Origin of the sequence: Nitrosomonas eutropha (assembly GCF_003201195.1) — a bacterium.
In the GTDB taxonomy this organism is placed as follows: domain Bacteria; phylum Pseudomonadota; class Gammaproteobacteria; order Burkholderiales; family Nitrosomonadaceae; genus Nitrosomonas; species Nitrosomonas eutropha.
The window spans coordinates 1-20384 of the sequence record NZ_QICQ01000017.1 but is presented as its reverse complement, the minus strand read 5'-3'; the positions used below and the strand labels follow the sequence as shown (position 1 = coordinate 20384).

At 47.0% G+C, this 20384-nt stretch carries 19 protein-coding genes and 1 pseudogene; 12 read left to right on the top strand and 8 right to left on the bottom strand.

Annotation, left to right across the window (positions count from 1 at the left end; translation table 11 throughout):
- Window positions 1-2: 2 nt before the first annotated feature.
- Window positions 3-1076: a lytic murein transglycosylase B gene (gene mltB / locus C8R14_RS07565; protein WP_011635446.1), complete on the bottom strand. Its 1074-nt coding sequence runs from the start codon at window positions 1074-1076 to the stop codon at window positions 3-5.
- A gap of 571 nt (window positions 1077-1647) precedes the next feature.
- Between mltB and trxA the strand changes: the two genes are divergently transcribed.
- From trxA to rpmE, 3 genes are all read left to right on the top strand, one after another.
- Window positions 1648-1974 (top strand): thioredoxin TrxA, encoded by a 327-nt coding sequence (gene trxA / locus C8R14_RS07560; protein ID WP_011635447.1) that lies wholly within the window; start codon window positions 1648-1650, stop codon window positions 1972-1974.
- Window positions 1975-2187: 213 nt separating this feature from the next.
- Window positions 2188-3447: a transcription termination factor Rho gene (gene rho, locus C8R14_RS07555; RefSeq protein WP_011635448.1), complete on the top strand. Its 1260-nt coding sequence runs from the start codon at window positions 2188-2190 to the stop codon at window positions 3445-3447.
- Window positions 3448-3620: 173 nt separating this feature from the next.
- Window positions 3621-3833, top strand: a complete 213-nt coding sequence (gene rpmE / locus C8R14_RS07550; RefSeq protein ID WP_041353600.1) for a 50S ribosomal protein L31 — start codon at window positions 3621-3623, stop codon at window positions 3831-3833.
- A 191-nt stretch (window positions 3834-4024) separates the two neighbouring features.
- Here the strand turns inward: rpmE and C8R14_RS14065 are convergent, their stop codons facing one another.
- From C8R14_RS14065 to pyrG, 4 genes are all read right to left on the bottom strand, one after another.
- On the bottom strand, window positions 4025-4267 hold the full coding sequence (locus C8R14_RS14065; protein ID WP_074456064.1) for a PP0621 family protein: 243 nt from the start codon (window positions 4265-4267) through the stop codon (window positions 4025-4027).
- A 59-nt stretch (window positions 4268-4326) separates the two neighbouring features.
- Window positions 4327-4608 (bottom strand): cell division protein FtsB, encoded by a 282-nt coding sequence (ftsB, locus tag C8R14_RS07540; protein ID WP_011635449.1) that lies wholly within the window; start codon window positions 4606-4608, stop codon window positions 4327-4329.
- Window positions 4605-5891 carry a phosphopyruvate hydratase gene (gene eno / locus C8R14_RS07535; protein WP_011635450.1) on the bottom strand — a complete coding sequence of 429 codons (1287 nt, stop codon included), beginning with the start codon at window positions 5889-5891 and terminating at the stop codon, window positions 4605-4607. The genes ftsB and eno overlap by 4 nt, the downstream gene beginning before the upstream one ends.
- A 288-nt stretch (window positions 5892-6179) precedes the next feature.
- Window positions 6180-7874, bottom strand: a complete 1695-nt coding sequence (pyrG, locus tag C8R14_RS07530) for a CTP synthase (protein WP_011635451.1) — start codon at window positions 7872-7874, stop codon at window positions 6180-6182.
- A gap of 181 nt (window positions 7875-8055) precedes the next feature.
- Here pyrG and sdhC point away from each other — a divergent pair, with 181 nt between their 5' ends.
- The 7 genes from sdhC (at window position 8056) to C8R14_RS07495 (ending at window position 16124) form a co-directional block, all read left to right on the top strand.
- Window positions 8056-8448 carry a succinate dehydrogenase, cytochrome b556 subunit gene (sdhC, locus tag C8R14_RS07525; protein ID WP_011635452.1) on the top strand — a complete coding sequence of 131 codons (393 nt, stop codon included), beginning with the start codon at window positions 8056-8058 and terminating at the stop codon, window positions 8446-8448.
- A complete protein-coding gene (gene sdhD, locus C8R14_RS07520) occupies window positions 8442-8795 on the top strand; it encodes a succinate dehydrogenase, hydrophobic membrane anchor protein (protein WP_011635453.1) in 354 nt (117 codons plus the stop codon). The genes sdhC and sdhD overlap by 7 nt, the downstream gene beginning before the upstream one ends.
- Before the next feature lies 1 nt (window position 8796).
- Complete coding sequence (sdhA, locus tag C8R14_RS07515) at window positions 8797-10560, top strand: succinate dehydrogenase flavoprotein subunit (protein ID WP_011635454.1); 1764 nt, start codon at window positions 8797-8799, stop codon at window positions 10558-10560.
- Window positions 10561-10637: 77 nt separating this feature from the next.
- The gene (locus C8R14_RS07510; RefSeq protein WP_011635455.1) at window positions 10638-11612 is read left to right on the top strand and encodes an ankyrin repeat domain-containing protein; all 975 of its coding nucleotides are present in this window, start codon (window positions 10638-10640) and stop codon (window positions 11610-11612) included.
- A gap of 216 nt (window positions 11613-11828) precedes the next feature.
- Complete coding sequence (locus tag C8R14_RS07505; RefSeq protein WP_011635456.1) at window positions 11829-14135, top strand: DNA translocase FtsK; 2307 nt, start codon at window positions 11829-11831, stop codon at window positions 14133-14135.
- A gap of 59 nt (window positions 14136-14194) precedes the next feature.
- Complete coding sequence (lolA, locus tag C8R14_RS07500) at window positions 14195-14815, top strand: outer membrane lipoprotein periplasmic chaperone LolA (protein WP_011635457.1); 621 nt, start codon at window positions 14195-14197, stop codon at window positions 14813-14815.
- Complete coding sequence (locus C8R14_RS07495) at window positions 14808-16124, top strand: replication-associated recombination protein A (RefSeq protein WP_011635458.1); 1317 nt, start codon at window positions 14808-14810, stop codon at window positions 16122-16124. Before lolA ends, C8R14_RS07495 begins: the two co-directional genes overlap by 8 nt.
- 27 nt (window positions 16125-16151) lie before the next feature.
- Here the strand turns inward: C8R14_RS07495 and lolD are convergent, their stop codons facing one another.
- The 3 genes from lolD to C8R14_RS07480 all read right to left on the bottom strand — a co-directional run bounded on the left by lolD (window position 16152) and on the right by C8R14_RS07480 (window position 19596).
- Window positions 16152-16826, bottom strand: a complete 675-nt coding sequence (gene lolD, locus C8R14_RS07490; protein ID WP_011635459.1) for a lipoprotein-releasing ABC transporter ATP-binding protein LolD — start codon at window positions 16824-16826, stop codon at window positions 16152-16154.
- Window positions 16819-18066, bottom strand: coding sequence for a lipoprotein-releasing ABC transporter permease subunit (locus C8R14_RS07485; protein WP_011635460.1), 1248 nt, complete (start codon window positions 18064-18066; stop codon window positions 16819-16821). The genes lolD and C8R14_RS07485 overlap by 8 nt, the downstream gene beginning before the upstream one ends.
- A gap of 138 nt (window positions 18067-18204) precedes the next feature.
- Window positions 18205-19596, bottom strand: a complete 1392-nt coding sequence (locus tag C8R14_RS07480) for a PEP-CTERM sorting domain-containing protein (protein ID WP_107818407.1) — start codon at window positions 19594-19596, stop codon at window positions 18205-18207.
- Between C8R14_RS07480 and C8R14_RS07475 the strand changes: the two are divergent.
- Both C8R14_RS07475 and C8R14_RS07470 read left to right on the top strand, forming a co-directional pair.
- A pseudogene (locus C8R14_RS07475) lies at window positions 19579-20125 on the top strand (transposase); the annotation flags it as partial. The gene C8R14_RS07480 and the pseudogene C8R14_RS07475 sit on opposite strands and share 18 nt — an antisense overlap.
- 53 nt (window positions 20126-20178) lie before the next feature.
- A partial coding sequence (locus C8R14_RS07470; protein WP_143000361.1) for a transposase occupies window positions 20179-20384 on the top strand: 206 nt, incomplete at its 3' end.

Genomic DNA, 20384 nt, shown 5'->3' with positions numbered 1-20384 from the left:
GGCTATGAAGATCTGGCAACGCGAATTGCTCTGGCCAGCTCAAAAACGGACATGGCATAAAAAGTGCTGCGGTTGTAGCGTGTGATTGCATAAAAATTTCTGAATCCCAGCCAGAACTGGCGGTTATCTTGGCTGTTCAATTCCAGCAAGGCTGACAGAGTGTCATCTGTAATTGAATCGAGTGGGATGATGCCGGCTTCGCGTAATTTTTTAACTGAATGTAACGGTTCTATGCCCGCATCCAGAAACTTCTGAAAGTTTTCTGATCTGATCCGCGCACGAACAGCAATCGGCTTGCCTGCTTCCCATCCATATTCCTTCAGATAATTGCCTATACTGCCAATCGCATCGGCAGCACTCCCGGATAAATCAATTTTCCCATCATGATTAAAATCAACTGCGTAGCGCCTGTAGCTTCCGGGCATAAATTGAGGGATGCCAATTGCCCCGGCATAAGAGCCTTTGATGTCCAGCAAACCAAATTTTTGCTCCCTTGCCAGCAATAAATACTGCTCCAGCTCTTCACGAAAATAGTCTGCTCTTCTGGGGAAATCGAAAGCTAGTGTTGTCAATGCATCCATGATGCGGTAGGTGCCGGTTGATGAGCCATAAGCAGTCTCAATACCGATAATCGCGACGATGATTTCCTCAGGAATACCGTAGATTTTTCTTGCCTGTTCCAATTCGCTGGCGTGCTTGTTCCAGAAATTAATTCCACCTCTAATGCGCTGCATATTGACAAATCGTTTCCGATATTCATCCCAGGTAATTGCTGAGGCCGGGGTAGAGATCAGCTTGAGAATATCGGGCCGGAAATTTGTCTGAGAAAATATTTTTTCTAATTCGTCTATTTCATATTGATGGTGGTTCACCATATACGTTATAAAATTTCTGACTTCTGAGCGCGAAATGGGAGTTGGTTGTGCGGCTAGACAAACTGAAGAATAAACAATCAGGATTATTGGCATAAATAAAAGCAGGCGATCCGGAAAATAACTGGAATTTATCAGCCTGAATAGATTTTTAACCAAGAAGTTCAGGAATGCCGGACGAGTTGAGCAGAAATCGTAGTTCATTTGTAAAAATCCTGATAAATGTTTCAGAGTGCTGCGAATCAGTTCGAAGTATTTGCTTTGATCAGGTAAAGAGAGGTGTTTCATTGAAAGTTGTCAGCTTAAAATCAGGTTTTCATATGGGTTAATCTAAGTGCGCAAACATAATGAATAAAGGAGTAATTTACAGACTTGCAGTATTATTGGACTTATTACAAGATGATTCAAAGTCTGCTTGTGCCGATAATCACCGGGATTGTCCTGCTGGAATACTTGCAAAAAATTCAAAAATGTTGACAAATTTATTGATTTGAATGTTATTGTAAGTATAATATATAAAATATTCAGATCTTTTAGTTTTGCCTCACAGTTACGGTAAAAGCTACATTTTTAAAAAACAAAAACACTGCATAGTTTACTTATTACCCGCCCGTTCTTTCTGTAGTATACAAATATAGAGTCATTTTAGAATTCAAGTTGTCTTTAGTGGCTGTTTAGGACACTATCATTTGAATTCAGTTAATTGGTCAGTTGCAACAGACTGCAACTGCCGTCAGCGTTCACTTTGATCCAGCAAACTTTAAAAGAGGATTTCATGAGCCAACACATCCATTATGTTACAGATGCAACTTTTGAGGCAGAGGTATTGCAATGTCCCCTCCCGGTACTTGTCGATTATTGGGCTGAATGGTGTGGACCATGCAGAATGATTGCACCCATTCTGGATGAAATTGCAAATGAATATAATGGTCGCCTTAAAGTAGCTAAACTTAATATTGATGAAAATCAATCAACTCCACAGAAATACGGTATTCGTGGAATTCCGACCTTGATGCTGTTCAAGAACGGGAATATTGAGGCCACAAAGGTTGGGGCCTTATCAAAATCGCAGTTGATAGCGTTTGTTGATGACCATCTGTAAAACCAGATTTTAAGTACTGATACAGGCCGAGTGAGTTACGTGCAATTTTACATTCGGCTGACTCTATTTCATTAGAGCTTGAGCGGTCTTTACAAATCGCGATTTTATTATCCGATATTGAGTAAGCCGGCAATAATTTCATACATCTCATAGCACGCTCTGAATATTCCCTCCATTCACCTGCACTTTTTTTGATCTTCAAGAGTCACTTTCATGCGTTTATCTGATTTAAAGAGCATTCATGTTTCAGAGTTGGTAAAAATGGCTATCGCGAATGATATTGAGGGTGCCAACCGAATGCGCAAGCAAGACCTGGTTTTTGCCCTCCTGAAAAACCAGGCACGTAAAGGTGAGAGCATATTCGGAGAGGGTACATTGGAGATCCTGCAGGATGGCTTCGGGTTTTTACGCTCTCCAGACACATCCTACCTTGCCGGGCCTGACGATATTTACATCTCCCCCAGTCAGATCCGTCGTTTTAATTTGCATACGGGGGATTCAGTCGATGGTGAAATACGACCCCCGAAAGAAGGAGAGCGTTATTTTGCACTGGTCAAGATAGACAAGGTTAATAATGAGCCACCTGAAAACTCCAAGCGCAAAATACTATTTGAAAATCTGACGCCACTTTTTCCAACTGAGCGTCTGACGTTGGAGCGCGATAATAAATCCGAGGAAAATATTACGGGTCGGATTATTGATTTAATTGCACCCATTGGGAAAGGTCAGCGTGGGTTATTGGTGGCCAGTCCAAAATCAGGTAAAACGGTGATGCTTCAGCACATCGCACATTCTATTGCAGCCAATCATCCGGATGTGGTGTTAATGGTGCTCTTGATTGACGAGCGCCCTGAGGAAGTTACAGAAATGGTACGTTCCGTGAGGGGGGAAGTCATATCATCAACTTTTGATGAATCGGCTGCTCGTCATGTTCAGGTAGCCGATATGGTGATCGAAAAGGCTAAACGATTGGTTGAGCACAAGAAAGATGTCGTCATCCTGCTTGATTCAATTACCCGCCTGGCGCGTGCATATAACATGATCGTACCTGCCTCCGGCAAGGTGCTGACCGGTGGGGTGGATGCAAACGCATTACAACGTCCCAAACGCTTCTTTGGTGCTGCACGCAATATTGAAGAAGGGGGGTCACTTACCATTATCGCCACTGCGCTGGTGGATACCGGTTCACGTATGGATGATGTGATCTATGAGGAGTTCAAAGGAACTGGTAACATGGAAATTCATCTTGATCGGCGCATGGCAGAAAAGCGTATTTACCCTGCCATCAATGTGAATCGTTCAGGAACTCGTCGAGAGGAACTCTTGATATCCTCGGAAATCCTGCAAAAAATATGGATTCTGCGTAAATTGCTTTACCCGATGGACGAGATGGATGCAATGTCATTTCTGCTGGATAAAATTAAGGCCACAAAAAATAACGCTGATTTTTTTGATTCCATGCGGCGCGTGTAATACCGCGAAGACCACGTTGGCCAATTCAATTTGGGTGGAAATTTAATACCTTACTACTTGTGGGGAGGTTTTTATTTCAGTTAACGCAGCTGTAGTTAGTTGCAGCCATACTTATCTTAAGTGATAATAGCTGCCTTTTATTTAGCTCTTACAAGATAAAATAAGGATATCAAATGAAGGAAGGCATCCACCCGGAGTACCATGAAATAATCGTAACATGCAGCTGCGGCAGCGAATTCAAGACACGATCCGTTTTGAGCAGGCCTTTGCATATTGAGGTTTGTTCGTCCTGCCATCCGTTTTACACAGGTAAACAGAAAATCGTAGATACAGCAGGCAGGGTTGAGAAATTCAATCAGAAATACGGAAGATATTTACAGAAGTAATATCAGGGGAAATCAGCAAAGCATTTTTTATGCCGGGCTGAGAGTTTCTCTGTTGCAAATACCGTACCGGCTAAATATTATTAGCCGGGAGCAGCATTTCTAGTTGTTGTCTGTACTGGAGTACATTACCCATATATCAGAAACATCATTGATCTGCTTGAGTTTCAGATCATGAATTCCCCTGTCTTTTTCTACTTGTGACAAGACCTGGATTGTAAATATAATTGACGGTGCTCCACACAACAGAAATGCTGACCATCCCCAATAATACCTTCGCTCTCTGGAAGGTGTACACCGCAATACGTACAACGCACCATATCTTCAATTGCTCCTGGGGTTGTATCCACTGAGTGTTTTTGTTTCCCTCGGAATGGTTTGAGCAACCAGAAAACTAAAAAACCAAGAGCGATTAGAATTATCCATTTGAAGATCATGAATCTTCACCTTCAAGCTGTTTTACTGCGATAAATACCAAGTTATTATGACGAGATGTTTATTTATTCTCGTACTCTACTACATGAAAAAACAGTTCATTCCTGCGAATCATTCCCAGCTCACTTCTTGCAAGCTCTTCGATCGCATCAAGCCCTTTTTTTAAATTATTAACTTCTGCTTCCAACACTGTGTTTCTATTCTGAAGGCTCTGGTTGGTTTCATGCAATGCAATGATTTGTTCATGCATTTCCATAATTTCCAACCAGCCACCCTTGCCGAACCATAATGGGTATTGCGTCAACGCAATCATAAGAACCAATAGTCCGGTTGTGATTTTCATGGTTTTAACTGGTAAAACGCTGACCTTCCAGCGTATTGTGCGACATCACCCAAATCTTCCTCAATACGTAACAGCTGGTTGTACTTGGCCAGTCGATCCGAGCGCGAAAGTGAGCCTGTTTTGATCTGTAAGGCGTTAGTGCCTACTGCTATATCAGCAATCATTGTATCCTCAGTTTCGCCGGAACGATGAGAGACTACGGCAGTATAGCCTGCGCACTTTGCCATTTCGATGGCATTCAGCGTTTCAGTAAGCGTACCAATCTGATTGATCTTGATCAGGATAGAGTTGGCGATATTGCGATTGATACCTTTCTTCAAAATTTTTGTATTGGTGGCAAATATATCATCACCGACTAGCTGAACCGTTTGTCCAAGTCTTTCAGTCAGCAGTTTCCAACCGTCCCAATCTTGTTCGCTTATGCCATCTTCAATGCTGATGATCGGATATTTTTCCACCCAGGACGCCAGATAATCTATGAATTGAGCCGAAGTAAGACTGAGGCCGTCTACAGCAAGGTGATATTTACCATCCCGGAAAAATTCTGAACTGGCACAATCCACTCCGATTGCCACCTCTGAACCAGGCTGATAACCCGCTTCGTCTATGGCCTGTACAATCAAGCCCAATGCTTCTTCATTGTGTGCGAAACCAGGGGCAAATCCACCTTCATCACCAACCGTCGTTGGCAAGTTTTTTTTGTGGAGCAATGTTCTGAGTTTGCCGAATACCTCTGCACCACAACGCACAGCTTCCCGCAGGCTTGGCAAACCCAGCGGTATAATCATAAATTCCTGCATATCCAGGCGATTATTTGCGTGTACACCACCATTAATCAGGTTCATCATTGGAACAGGCAACCACTTGGAGTTAGTCCCACCCAGATAACGATAAAGGGGAAGGCTGGATTCTTCTGCTGCTGCCTTTGCTACTGCGAGTGAAACGGCAAGGATCGCGTTGGCACCAAGTCTGGATTTATTTTCACTGCCATCAAGTTCAATTAACGTTTTATCAATGAAACATTGTTCTGTGGCGTCCAGCCCCATGATTTCTTCAGAAATTTCACCGTTGACGTTTTCAACCGCTTTTAGTACACCTTTTCCATAATAGCGTTGTGTATCGCCATCACGCAGCTCGACAGCCTCTCGTGTCCCGACAGATGCACCGGATGGCACTGAAGCACGCCCGAGCACACCCGATTCTAGCAATACATCGGCCTCTATGGTCGGGTTGCCGCGAGAATCGATAATTTCACGGGCGATTACATCTACGATTGCACTCATGCTGCTTTCCTTGTGTTATTCATTAGTGATGGGAGAATTTTTAGAATATACAAACTACCTTGCTGCTATATGTTCCGGGAGCATTGTTATTATGACGTACTTCATGATTTTTTGAGATTTCACAAAATGACAGCGTAATTGCGCTTATTTTACTTATCTTGTTTACTGTCGGAAACAGGCTGTTTCATTCAACTGGAGAATAAGGTTGATAGGTTATTGCTGCTTATCTATTTAAGATAAAAGGGGTTGTCAAAATAAAATATTCATGCAGCCATTTTCTTTGATGAATCAGTGTGTACTGTCTGTTGCGACATTTTTCTGCATGTTATGGTCACGAAGTTTTGCGTGGCCGGATTTATCGGCAAAACTGATGGCAGCCCGGACATAGTCGTTAAATAGAGGGTGGCCGTTTCTGGGGGTAGAGGTGAACTCCGGGTGAAACTGACAAGCAACAAACCAAGGGTGTCTGGATTGTGGTAACTCAATCATCTCACAAAGATTTTCAGCAGCAGATAGGCCGCTTACCTGCAGGCCGGCTTGTTCCAGCTGCGGAATAAACTCGGCATTAACCTCATAGCGATGCCGGTGACGCTCAATAATTTTATCTGTTCCATAGATTTTGCGCGCCAGGGTGTGTGGTTTCAGCAGACATTCCTGCCCTCCCAGGCGCATGGTTCCTCCCAGATCCGTCTGGGGAGAACGTTTCTCGATTTGCCCGCGACGATCACGCCATTCAGTGATCAAACCGAGAACAGGATAGGGTGTATCCGGGTTGAATTCAGTGCTGTGAGCATTTTCAAGCTGCAGGCAATTGCGGGCAAATTCAATGACTGCAAGCTGCATTCCGAGGCAGATGCCTAGATAAGGAATCTGATGATTGCGGGCATGGCTGATTGCCATGATTTTACCTTCCACCCCGCGTTTACCAAATCCCCCGGGCACCAGGATTGCATCCATGTTTGCCAGGCAGCCGGTTCCATGTCGTTCGATATTTTCCGAATCGATGTAATGAATATTTATTTTGCAGCGTGTATGGATCCCCGCATGGATCAATGCTTCCGACAGCGACTTATACGATTCGGTCAGATCAACATATTTTCCGACTAACGCTATAGAAACTTCATGTTCCGGATGTTCCAGTGCGTGGATCAATTTTTTCCAGGTTGTCAGATTGGCTGGTTTTGCCAGGATACCCAGTCTGTGACACACAATTTCATCCAGCATTTGTTCGTGTAATAGTGCCGGAATTTTGTAGATATTATCCACATCAATGGCGGAAATAACCGATTCCTCGCGAACATTGGTAAACAGTGCGATTTTTCGCCGCTCGTCCAGTGGAAGCGGGCGATCGGAGCGGCAAAGCAACACATCCGGCTGAATGCCGATTTCACGGAGCTCCTTGACCGAGTGCTGAGTAGGTTTGGTTTTAAGTTCGCCGGCCGAGCTGATGTAAGGCAGGAGTGTCAGGTGAATGAAGCAGGTATCGTGATGCGGGAGCTGGACTGACATTTGCCGGATTGCTTCCAGAAACGGCAAAGACTCAATGTCGCCAACTGTGCCGCCAATTTCTACAATTGCAACTTGTGCATCGGAAACACCATTGCGAATAAACAGTTTGATTTCATCCGTAATGTGCGGAATCACCTGCACAGTCCCGCCAAGATAATCTCCGCGACGTTCCTTGCGAATTACACTTTCATAAATCTGCCCGGTAGTGAAATTATTGCGCCGGGTCATTTTGGTACTAATGAAACGTTCGTAATGTCCCAGATCCAGATCGGTTTCAGCACCATCGTCTGTTACAAATACCTCTCCGTGCTGAAACGGGTTCATAGTCCCGGGGTCAACATTGATATAAGGATCCAGCTTGAGTATGGTTACCCGGATACCACGGGTTTCAAGCAAGGCTGCCAGAGAAGCGGCAGCAATTCCCTTGCCCAGGGAAGACACCACGCCACCAGTCACAAAGACAAATTTAGTCATGGGAGGTGATTTTAACAGTATTGATATATCGAAACAATGCGCACACCAGCTCTGGCAAAGGTAAATTTCCAGCTGACAGGTTAAGTTGTCTGCTGGCATGGAACGGATTAAACTAGAAAACTTGAGTAGCTGCTGGGGTTATCCACCCACCGATAAATTTATCTGGTCTGATTGATTATTTATGGAAACTCAATATCCGGGGAGACGACGCCCCAAGTATCTGAATCTGTTTAAAATCAGAGAACCTCTTCCCGCCATCGTTTCCATTCTGCATCGCATTAGCGGCGTATTGCTTTTTTTTCCGGGAATCCCGTTATTTCTCTGCGGGCTGCAAATGATGTTGGAATCACCGGAGAGTTTTGCCCGCTTGCAATCAATTCTAATTCATCCGCTGAGCAGGCTGTTTCTGCTGTTCGCAACCTGGTTTTTCCTACATCATCTGTTTGCCGGTATTCGTCATCTGGGGCTTGATATGCATTACGGCTTGCAATTACAGCACGCTCGCCTGAGTAGCAAACTGGTGCTGATTTTCGGGGCGATTTTAACAGTATTGGCGGGAATATGGTTATGGTAAAACCTGTAAACCGTATTATAACCGGGGCACATTATGGTTTAAGGGACTGGCTTGTGCAGCGAGTGACCGCTGTAATAATGGCGGTCTATACCGGATTACTGATTGTACTTGTGGTTGTTTACCAACCTGAAGGTTACGAAGAATTTAAATCGCTATTTTCCATTCAGTGGGTAAAAATTGCTTCATTGCTTTGTTTTGCCGGTCTATGCTGGCATGCTTGGGTGGGCGTGCGCAATGTCCTGATGGATTATGTTCACCCGATGTTTATTCGTCTGACACTGCAAGTCATGTGTATCGTGGCATTATTGGGCTATCTGATATGGTTCTTGGATATTTTGTGGGGCTGACGTGAAAGTTAAACAAAGGAAATTTGATGTGGTCATTGTCGGCGCGGGCGGAGCAGGTATGCGTGCCGCATTGCAGTTGTCCGAGGCTGGATTCAAGGTTGCGGTTTTATCCAAGGTTTTCCCGACCCGGTCACATACCGTGGCAGCACAAGGGGGGATTGCTGCAGCATTGGGCAATATAACTGAAGATGACTGGCGGTGGCACATGTATGATACCGTCAAGGGTTCGGATTATCTCGGCGACCAGGATGCGATTGAATTTATGTGTCGCCACGCTTCCGAAGTTGTATATGAGCTGGAACATTTCGGAATGCCATTTGACAGATTGGCGAATGGTAAAATTTATCAACGCCCGTTTGGCGGGCAATCCCTACACTTTGGTGAAGAGCAGGCCAGCCGTTCCTGTGCAGTTGCTGATCGTACCGGCCATGCCATGCTGCATACTCTGTATCAGCGTAATGTCAGCTCCAACACCCAGTTTTTCGTGGAATGGTTGGGGCTGGATTTGATCCGCGATCATGAAGGCGAAGTGCTGGGAATCACGGCACTGGAAATGGAAACTGGTGAAGTCATGATCTTGCAGGCTCGTGCAACGCTACTGGCCACGGGAGGAGCTTGTCGCATTTTTGAGGCCAGTACCAATGCGCTCATTAATACGGGCGATGGCTTGGGAATGGCTGCGCGAGCAGGTATTCCACTGGAAGACATGGAATTCTGGCAGTTTCACCCAACAGGCGTGTATGGTGCAGGCATGCTGATCAGTGAGGCAGTGCGCGGAGAAGGTGGCTATCTGCTGAATGCTGAGGGTGAACGTTTTATGGAGCGTTATGCACCCCATGCCAAGGATCTGGCCAGCCGGGATGTTGTATCGCGTGCGCTGGTTACGGAGATTATGCAAGGCAGAGGGTGCGGCCCGGACGGTGATCACTTGCTGTTAAAGCTGGATCATCTAGGTGCAGAAACCATCCAATCCAAACTTCCCGGCATCCGGGAAATCTCGCTCAGATTTGCGCATATCGATCCTATTGAGGCACCCATTCCGGTTGTCCCGACTGCGCACTACATGATGGGGGGTATTCCCACTAATTATCATGGCCAGGTGGTCGCTCCCTATAAAACCAGTCCGGAAGAAGCCGTGCCGGGGCTTTATGCGGTCGGCGAATGCGCCTGTGTGTCAGTACATGGTGCAAACCGGCTGGGTACGAATTCGCTGCTGGATATTGTCGTGTTTGGACGTGCTGCCGGTAATCAAATTATTGAAGATCTGACCAAAAATAGTCATCACAAATCATTGCCACAGGATGTAGCAGAACAAACACTGACAAGGCTTTCACGTCTGGAAACCCAGAAGAATGGAGAAAGTGTTGCTGCAACGAATGCGGCACTGCGTAAAACCATGCAGACGCATTGTGGTGTCTTCCGCTTTTCTGACGTATTGAAAGAGGGTGTGGAAAAAATTAACGAAATCGCCGAACGGGTTAAGTACACTGAAATTCAGGACAAAAGCAGGGTGTTCAATACCGCCAGAGTGGAAGCGCTTGAGTTGGATAACTTGATTGAAGTAGCTGTAGCTACCATGATTTCAGCGGAAGCACGCCATGAAAGTCGGGGAGCGCATGCTCGTGATGATTTTCCCGAGCGGGATGACCAGAAATGGCTCAAGCACTCTCTGTTTTTCAGCAAGGATAAACACCTGGATTATAAACCGGTACGACTAAAGCCGCTGACCGTTGAATCTTTCCCGCCCAAAGCGAGAACCTATTGAACAACCATCCTCTGAAAAGCAACCTTGGCTTATTTATCAACAGAACCTATTTCTTTATAAAAAATACCAACATTCAAATGAAATCAACGGAAAGCATATTATTTTTTGCCGTATTGAAACAATCCTGCTTGGCAGGCATTGCAGCTTTATTCCTTCTCCTGTTAATCCCGCATGCGTATGCTGATACTGACAAGGATGTAGAGTTTCTTAAGGCGGCCTTGACGGGAGATGTCGCAGGTGTGGAGAAGATGTTGAGCGAAGGCATCAAAATAGATCTGCAATCCCCCGAGGGCTTTACTGCATTATCAGTTGCGGCACAGAATGGCCATCAGGATGTCGTCAAGCTACTGCTGGAACGAAAGGCTGGAGTTGACCTGGCCAATGTCCAGGGAGGAACTGCTCTGCTACTGGCCAGTAAAAATAATCACCAGGAGATTGTTGATTTGTTGCTGGCAAAGGGTGCCAATCCCAATTTGCAGGATAAAAGTGGACTGACGCCTCTGATGTTAGCGGCCGTGAAAGGTTATGCCGGTATAGCCAAATCCCTGCTTGATCACCAGGCTCAACCAGATTTGCAAAACGACGCCAAGACTACGGCATTACATATGGCTGCAATGAACGATTATGCGGATATCGTTGACATGCTGCTGGCAAAGGGCGCCAAAATTGACCTGCAGGATGCCAACGGGGCTTCTGCATTGATTCTGGCTTCATTATCCGGTCATTTAGCAATTGTCCAGAAATTGCTCGATCAGGGTGCGCGACCGGATCTGAAAGCTTCCAATGACTTTACCGCACTGATCTTGGCGGCGCAGAATGGTCAAAATCAGGTTATCGAAGCGCTGTTGGATAAAGGTGCTCATATCGATTTTCAAAACAAGGATGGAATGACTGCACTGATGTCGGCCGTATTGAATGAAAATATCGATACAGTCAAATTGCTGCTGGAAAAAGGGGCAGATACACAACTTAAAACTGCCACCGACAAAACTGCGTTGGATATTGCTAAACTTCCTGACATCATTGAATTGCTCAAGGCTGCCAAAAATTAATTTTTTGTATTCGGAATTGAATAAACCTTGATCCGATCCCCAGGAGCAGATGGTATACAGACAAGTCATAAAACCACTCACGATCATCTATACTGGTGCCGCTGTTAAAACATTCAGAAAATCGTTCTCATAGCGGCGTAGTTTTTTCTGTGGCACATAAAAGCACAGCTGGTTTTGTGAACCGGCCTGAATTTTGAAGTTAAAGATGATGTATACATGAGTTTCACGGACAAACCGATGGCGAAAAAAATTGCCAGCAATCCTTTGCCACCCAGAACCAGCCGATTGTTACGTGAAGCAGTTTCTCTGGTGTTGGGTGGAATCGCACTTTACCTCACCCTGATTTTAATCAGCTTTGATCGTACCGATCCAGGCTGGTCGCATAGCGGCACATTCCAGCAGATCAGTAATGCAGGGGGTAGTGCCGGTGCGTGGCTGGCAGATATGATGCTTTATTTTTTCGGTATTTCAGCATGGTGGTGGGTAATATTTTTTTTCGCCACTGTCTGGTGGGGTTATCGACGCATTGATATTGCCAGCGTATATGATCCACGTGTACTCATGCTGTCTTTTACAGGATTTATCACTTTACTGACCGCCAGCAGTGGAATTGAGGCGCTGCGTTTCCATACGTTGCGCCTATCACTTCCGCTGGCTCCCGGTGGCCTGCTGGGAGAAATGCTCAGCAAACAGCTATCGTTATTGCTCGGTTTTACCGGCGCGACACTGGCTCTGATGATTATTTTTGCAATCGGGCTCAGTTTGTTTTCCGGACTGTCATGGGTGCGCCTGTCCGAAAAAATCGGTGGTGCAGTCGAGGCCGCCTGTTTTTCTGTCAGGGATGCATGTGTGAGATGGCTGGATCAGCGGGCTGGAAGGGTTTTGTCCGGTGTGTCGGAGTTTCAGACTGGCGAGATCAGGAAGCAATCCCTTCCCTCCGTTCCGCTGCATATTGAAATGCCTGAAACTGCTATTCCCAAATCTCAGCGGGTCAGCAACAAGGAAAAACAGATTCCGTTGTTTTCCAATTCACCCGATGCGATTCTCCCCCCGCTTTATTTGCTGGATGAACCGCAGGATAACGTTGAAGTATTATCCAGTGATAAACTGGAATATACCTCGCGCCTAATTGAACGCAGGCTGATGGAGTTTGGTGTGGAAGTCAAGGTGGTAGCTGCCTACCCTGGCCCGGTCATTACACGTTATGAAATCGAACCGGCTGTTGGCGTCAAAGGTAATCAGATCGTCAATCTAGTCAGGGATCTGGCGCGTGCCTTGACGGTCGCCAGTATTCGTGTTGTGGAAACAATTCCGGGTAAAACCGTCATGGGACTGGAAATCCCCAATCCGAAACGCCAGATGGTTCGCCTGCATGAGATTCTTGCATCCAAAGTCTATGCGGATAACTCGTCTCCTCTGACCATTGCGCTTGGCAAGGATATCAGTGGGCGCCCTGTGGTGTCTGATCTGGCTAAAATGCCGCATGCCCTGGTGGCTGGCACGACCGGTTCCGGCAAATCTGTCGCGATCAACGCTGTCATTCTAAGCCTGGTCTACAAAGCTTCACCGGATAATATCCGCCTGATTTTGATTGACCCGAAAATGCTGGAATTATCCGTCTATGAAGGTATTCCGCATTTGTTGACCCCAGTAGTTACCGATATGCGTGATGCTGCCAGTGCGCTCAACTGGTGCGTTGCTGAAATGGAGCGACGCTACAAGTTGATGTCGGCTCTGGGCGTGCGCAACCTGGCCGGTTACAACCAGAAAGTGCGAGAAGCGGCAAAGAATGAGGAGCCGCTGACCAATCCGCTCAGCTCGGTACCCGATTCTCCCGAACTGCTGGAAGAAATGCCTTTGATCGTGGTGGTGATCGATGAGCTTGCTGATCTGATGATGATTGTGGGTAAGAAAGTCGAGAAGCTGATTGCACGGCTTGCCCAGAAAGCACGCGCTGCCGGTATCCATTTGCTGCTTGCGACACAACGCCCGTCGGTGGATGTGATTACGGGGTTGATCAAGGCCAATATCCCAACACGTATCGCATTCCAGGTTTCCAGTAAGATTGATTCCCGGACCATTCTTGATCAAATGGGGGCAGAAGCACTGCTTGGACAAGGTGACATGCTTTATCTTCCACCTGGCAGCGGCTACCCCCAGCGTGTACATGGTGCATTTGTGGCAGATCATGAAGTGCACAAGGTGGTGGAATACCTTAAACAGCATGGTGAGGCGAACTACGTTGAGGAAATTCTTCAGGCTGGTGAGGAGGGAGGAGGCACTGATGAAAATAGCAGTGATAACAGCAAATCTGCTGGTGGAGAAGCGGACCCGCTCTATGACGAAGCAGTCGGTATCGTGATCAAATCCCGTCGCGCCTCAATTTCACTGGTGCAACGGCAGTTGCGTATTGGGTACAACCGTGCTGCCCGGTTGATTGAAGAAATGGAGCGTACCGGTCTCGTTTCCAGCATGCAAAGTAATGGTAACCGGGAAGTACTGGTTCCCGAGCGAAATGAATAAGTAAAATCTGGTTCATACAGTTTCGTTTCCGATCAATCAACTTAAACAGATAATTTATCATGTCCCGTTTACTGTTCGTTTTCGCGTTATCAATCTGTCTGTTACCCGTGTCAGCAAAGGCAAGTGCCGTTGAAAGCCTGAAAGCTTTCGTCAATAAAGCGCTGACCTTCCGAGCCGATTTTTCACAGACACTACTCGACAAAAACTTCCAGGTCGTTAAAAAAGCCAGTGGCAGCATGATGTTTGAGCGCCCTGGTAAATTTCGCTGGGTATACGACCAGCCCTATCAGCAGCTGATTGTCGGTGATGGTAAGCAGGTGTGGTTTTATGATCAGGACCTTGCGCAGGTTACAGTACATCGGCTTGATCAAACTTTGGGTAGCACCCCGGCTGCACTGCTCGCAGGAGGTAATACCATCGAACGTGATTTTAATCTGCAGGAAATCGATGTGCAGGGCGAAACAGAATGGCTGGAGGCAATTCCCAAAAATCAGGAAAACGCATTTGAGCTGATCCGGCTGGGTTTCTCACAAACAGGCATGTTGCGTGAAATGATTTTGCGCGACAGTTTTGATCAGGTGACATGGTTAATTTTTTCCGGGACAGAACAAAATCCAGTACTCACGCCTGATTTATTCCAGTTTACGCCGCCTGAAGGGGTGGACGTGATCAGTGACTGATTTTTGTTCTACGCATAATCCAGCAGCTCCGCTGGCAGAAAGGTTGCGCCCGCAGACCTTGGATAATGTTATCGGACAACCTCATCTGTTGGGTTCCGGCAAGCCTCTGCGACTTGCTTTTATATCTGGCAAACCACATTCCATGATTCTCTGGGGGCCGCCTGGCAGTGGCAAAACTACGCTAGCGCGACTCATGGCACAGGCATTTGATACCGAGTTTATCGCTATTTCTGCAGTATTGTCGGGTGTTAAGGATATTCGGGAAGCAATTGAGCGTGCTCGGTTTGCGCTGCAGCATACTGGCAGATCGACATTGTTGTTTGTGGATGAAGTCCACCGATTCAACAAGGCTCAGCAGGATGCCTTTTTGCCCCATGTGGAACAGGGATTGATTACGTTCATCGGTGCAACCACCGAAAACCCTTCGTTTGAGGTCAACGGCGCGTTGTTGTCCCGTGCCCAGGTATACACACTGAATGCATTGACTGATCCGGAGTTGCATCAGCTGTTTGAACGAGCCTGCAAGATCGCGATCTCCAATTTACAGTTTGATCCAGACGCTGTTGAATTATTGGTTAAATTTGCAGATGGTGATGCGCGCCGCCTGCTGAACATGCTGGAGCAGGTAAAGCATGCCGCAGATACTGAAAAAACTGTAAAAATTGATATTGCTTATTTAAACAGAGTGCTGATGCGCAATGTACGCCAATTCGATAAAGGAGGGGATGCGTTTTACGATCAGATTTCGGCGCTACATAAATCTATTCGCGGCTCTTCTCCCGATGCTGCACTGTATTGGCTGTGCCGCATGCTCGATGGCGGTGCTGATCCACGCTATATTGGCAGAAGACTGGTTCGCACGGCTGCCGAAGATATCGGGCTGGCGGATCCGCGTGCATTAACGCTGGCACTGAATGCCTGTGAGGTATTTGAGCGGCTGGGCAGCCCCGAAGGTGAATTGGCATTGGCCGAAGCTGCACTTTATCTGGCTTGTGCGCCGAAAAGCAATGCTGCCTACACTGCTTATAAGCAGGCGCGGAGCTTCATAAAAGAGAATAGCTCTCATCCTGTTCCGGTCCACTTACGTAATGCGCCTGCCAAGTTAATGAAAGAGCTGGGTTATGGGCGTGAGTACCGCTATGCCCATGATGAACCGGAATCTTATGCTGCCGGTGAAAACTATTTCCCCGATGATATGTCCGCCGTTCGGTTCTACCGGCCTACTGCTCATGGTCTGGAAATCAGAATAAGCGAGAAGCTCTCTTATTTACGCTCACTCGACGAAAAAGCGAGGAAAACACAGGATTGACGTAAGAATTACCGCAGATTGATTCTATTATTGCAGCGTACCATCCATCAAATGTAATACTCGATCTGCCCGGCTAGCCAGTTGGGTATCATGGGTGACGATCACCAGTCCTGCATTGGCTTCGTGGTTAAGTTCCAGCATGAGATCAAATATCGCCCCGGCTGTGTGCCGATCGAGATTGCCAGTTGGTTCATCAGCCAGTACACAGGCCGGCCGGGTAACCAGTGCACGGGCAACAGCTGCTCGCTGGCGTTCGCCCCCAGACAATTCCCCGGGAGTATGGGTTAGCCGATGGCCCAGACCCACTCGCTGCAGTATCTCGGCTGCCTGTTCCATTGCTGCTTTTTTGTCCATGCGGCGGATGAACAGCGGCATGGCTACATTTTCCTGTGCGCTGAATTCGGGTAGCAGATGATGAAATTGATAAATGAAACCGAGTGCATGGTTGCGTAGCGTGCTTCGTTCTACTTCGCTAATCGCGGTGAATTCCCTGTCCAGCAAAAGTACTTCCCCGCGCGTTGGCTTATCCAGGCCGCCCAGCAAATGTAGCAAGGTACTCTTTCCCGAGCCGGAAGCACCAACAATGGCAACCATTTCACCTTCATTTACTTGTAGATTGATACCGTGCAGCACAGGTACTTCAAGATCACCCTGATAGTAACTTTTATACAAGTTGCGACAGGCAATGATAATTTTACTCATAGCGCAATGCCTCGGCCGGATTGACTTTTGATGCCCGGTAGCTGGGATAGAGCGTGGCCAGCAGGGTCAAAATCAGGGAAACAACCGCAACGGTTGCAATATCGGCCAATTGTGGATCAGAAGGAATCTTGCTGATGTAATAGACTTCCTGCGATAAAAACTGAGTGTTGGACATATGTTCGATGAATGCAACAACGTCCCCCACATTATAGGCCAGTAACACCCCCCCCAGTAATCCCAGCAAAGTTCCCAGAATACCGATCAGTGCACCCTGGATGATGAATATTTTCATGATGCTGCCAGAGCTTGCTCCCAGTGTACGCAAGATTGCGATATCCGATTGTTTATCAGTTACCGCCATCACCAGCGTGGAAACAATATTGAATGCTGCCACTGCGATGATTAACGCAAGAATCAGCGATAGCATACGTTTTTCAATCTGGATCGCCCGGAAATAGTTGGCGTGTTGTTGTGTCCAGTCGGTGAAATAGAGATCGGGGGGTAATATCTCGGCCAGATCCCGGATGACTTGTGGTGCGTCAAACATATCGTGCAGTTTGAGCCGGATGCCGGAAACCTGATTAGGTGCCATGCGGTAAAGCTTTTGTGCATCTGATAGATGGATCAATGCCAGCCCGGAATCGTATTCAAAGTGTCCGACTTCAAAAATACCTATGACAGTGAACTGTTTCAGGCGTGGGAGTATCCCGGCTGGTGTGATTTGCCCTTGGGGCGAGATCAGCACGATTTTGTCACCTGGAAAAACATTCAGATTGCGTGCCAGCTCCCGGCCAATAACGATACCGAACCCTCCTGGTACCAGCTGATCCAGTTTGCCCATGATCATTTTGTCGCCAAAATCAGCAACTTTGTTTTCATCATCCGGCAAAATACCTCGTACCATTACCCCGTGCACCATATTGTCGTGGGAAAGCATGCCCTGTGCATCAATGTAAGGCGCAGCCGCGACAATCTGCGGATTCCGAGTGACGATTTCCTCAATTTTTTCCCAATCGTACAGGCTCCCTTCATAGCTACTAATCTGGGCATGTGATGCAACGCCAAGAATTCGGGCACGCACTTCCTTATGGAAGCCATTCATGACCGACATGACGGTGATCAGTGCCGTCATACCCAGTGTCATCCCTAGTAATGAGATCAGTGAAATAAAGGAAATAAAATGATTGCGGCGCTTGGCGCGTGTGTAGCGTAAGCCGATCAGGAATTCATAGCTGGCCACGAAAAAACACTCCTCCGAAACAGAGTAAAGTAAAGAAGGAGTATGACATATCTTTCAAGCAGATTTGTGTCATTGACCCGGCAGATATGTCTGATGCATATCTACCGGTATTTGAATATTGGCACGGCTAAATCAGTTTCAGGTACTACGTCGGCGCGCCCATAGCAATATCATACTGCCCAGCCCGATCAGAAAAATGCTGACAGGCTCGGGGATAGGTCTAGCTGCAGTTTCGCCAACTTCTCCAGACATTCCTTTATCGATGTAACTCGGATGATCATTTCCTGCAGTGGGGGTGTGCGGCTGGGAGGGATCATACGGCTCATTGCCGGGAGGGCCATCGTAATATTTTGGAGTTTCTGTATCTGGCGAGCTGAAACCGATCGGCTTGTCATCGTGATCGTTGTCACTAGGCCTATCACCTTGTTCTGAATTATCCTTATCTTTGTGCTCTGGATTCAAATCCCTTATATTTGGCGGTGGATTGCCCTTGTTATTATTGGGCGCGCTACCTTGGTCAGAGTTGTTTTTATCTGCAGTATTGTCCTGATTCGGATTTGCACCGGTACTCGTGCCAGCAGCGTTACCAGAGTATTCTTTGTTGGCATTGTCATTGCTGCCCGTATTTTTTCCATCTTTCCCAGTATGGGGGGCAGCACCTCCACCTATACTACCCCTGCCTGGAAAAAAGCTGCCACCGCTTCCTGGAGGTGAATCTGCTGTTCTGCGGCCAATACCTGCTCCAATGCCCGCACTTGTGCCTGAACTGGCATGGTTAGAGTTATTGTTGTTGCGGCCGGAATGACCCGTAGTTTTTTCACCGGCTTCAGCGTGATATATGTTATTGGTATAATCGTTGCCGATAACGTCATCTTCATTCTTATGGACAGAATCTTCATCAGTACTAGTAAAGGCAGTAGTGTCACTTTCAACAGCAGAGCTGCCGATGCTGTCACCAATATTGGTTATTTCCACACTATTATGGGCACTCAACCTGTTTCTGCTATAGCCATCACCGATCTCACTGGCAGTGAGATCGGTGCGAGCGTCAGCCTGATTGCTAGCAGTGATTTGATTCTCCATAAACATTTTTTGTCCGAGGGCCAGTGCAGCAGCCAGAAATATTCCGGCACAGACTATTCTGGTAATTGTTTTCTTCATTTCAGAATTTCCATAAAAATACAATAAATATCGATAAAGCATTTTTAATGTCCTGCTGCTGGCCCTCCCGGTATTTGCCGGCAACCTGTCGGCTTCGACAGGCACCACAGCAACACTGAAATAACCTGGTAGTGTTCTGATGAGGTGCCTGGATTTGCCTTTGCTGCTATCGCAACAATATTGAGGAATTAATACCTCATGCATTAACGATGCAATTTTTGTGCCATTAATCGCATCTATCTGATTTAAATTAAGTAATAATGGAATGACCCTTACTACCTTGAGCGCCATGTAAGAAAAATCGACAAGCCGTCCAGATGATCTCAGAACCTGTTCGAAGTTTCGGGAAGTATGAGAAGCTTGCGGCATGAGAAAAATTATCCGAGCGACATCAGTCGTGAACAATTTGAAATTATCAAGCTGTTGCTGGAGCGCTTGTGCTGGAAGACCTATCCCAGACGCATAGACTTGTCTGAGGTATTTAGAGCGGTGCTCTGTATTTATTTAGGAGTGCCTGCCAATGGCGCATGCTGCTCGAAAAGTTTCCCAAATGGCGCAAGTACACCCGTACTTTTCCATCTGGAGCGAATTACGCGAAGGTGGCAGCTCTGCTAGAGCAGGCTTTAAAAAATCAGGTTGGCGTCGCTGGAGAGAAACTGGGTCGCACCGCTAGCAACATGTTCTTGATTGTGGACGCGCAAAGTGTCAAAAATACCGACACAGCACGGTTGAAAGGGTTATGACGCGGGTAAGAGAGTTTCGGGGATTCAACGCCACATTGCGGTAGATACCCAGCAGGAATTACCTCATGCAACCGCAGCAGTCACTATGACTGAGGTGACAGGCCGTAAGGGAGCTTTGCTGGCGGCTGCGTCGTTGCAAACAGGGGTTGCAGCAGCAGGTTCTCTAAGAACCTGTTCAAAGTCTAGGGGAGTATGAGAAACTCGGAAGATGAGAAGAAGTTACCCGAGCGACATCAGTCGTGAACAATTCGAGCTTATCAAGCCTTTGCTGGAGAGCGCGCGCAGGAAGACCAGCCCTCGACGAATAGATCTGTACGATGTTTTTTGTGCGGTGCTGTATTTGCTCAAGAGCGGCTGCCAGTGGCGAGCCCTGCCTAATGACTTTCCCAAGTGGCGCACTGTCCACTCATACTG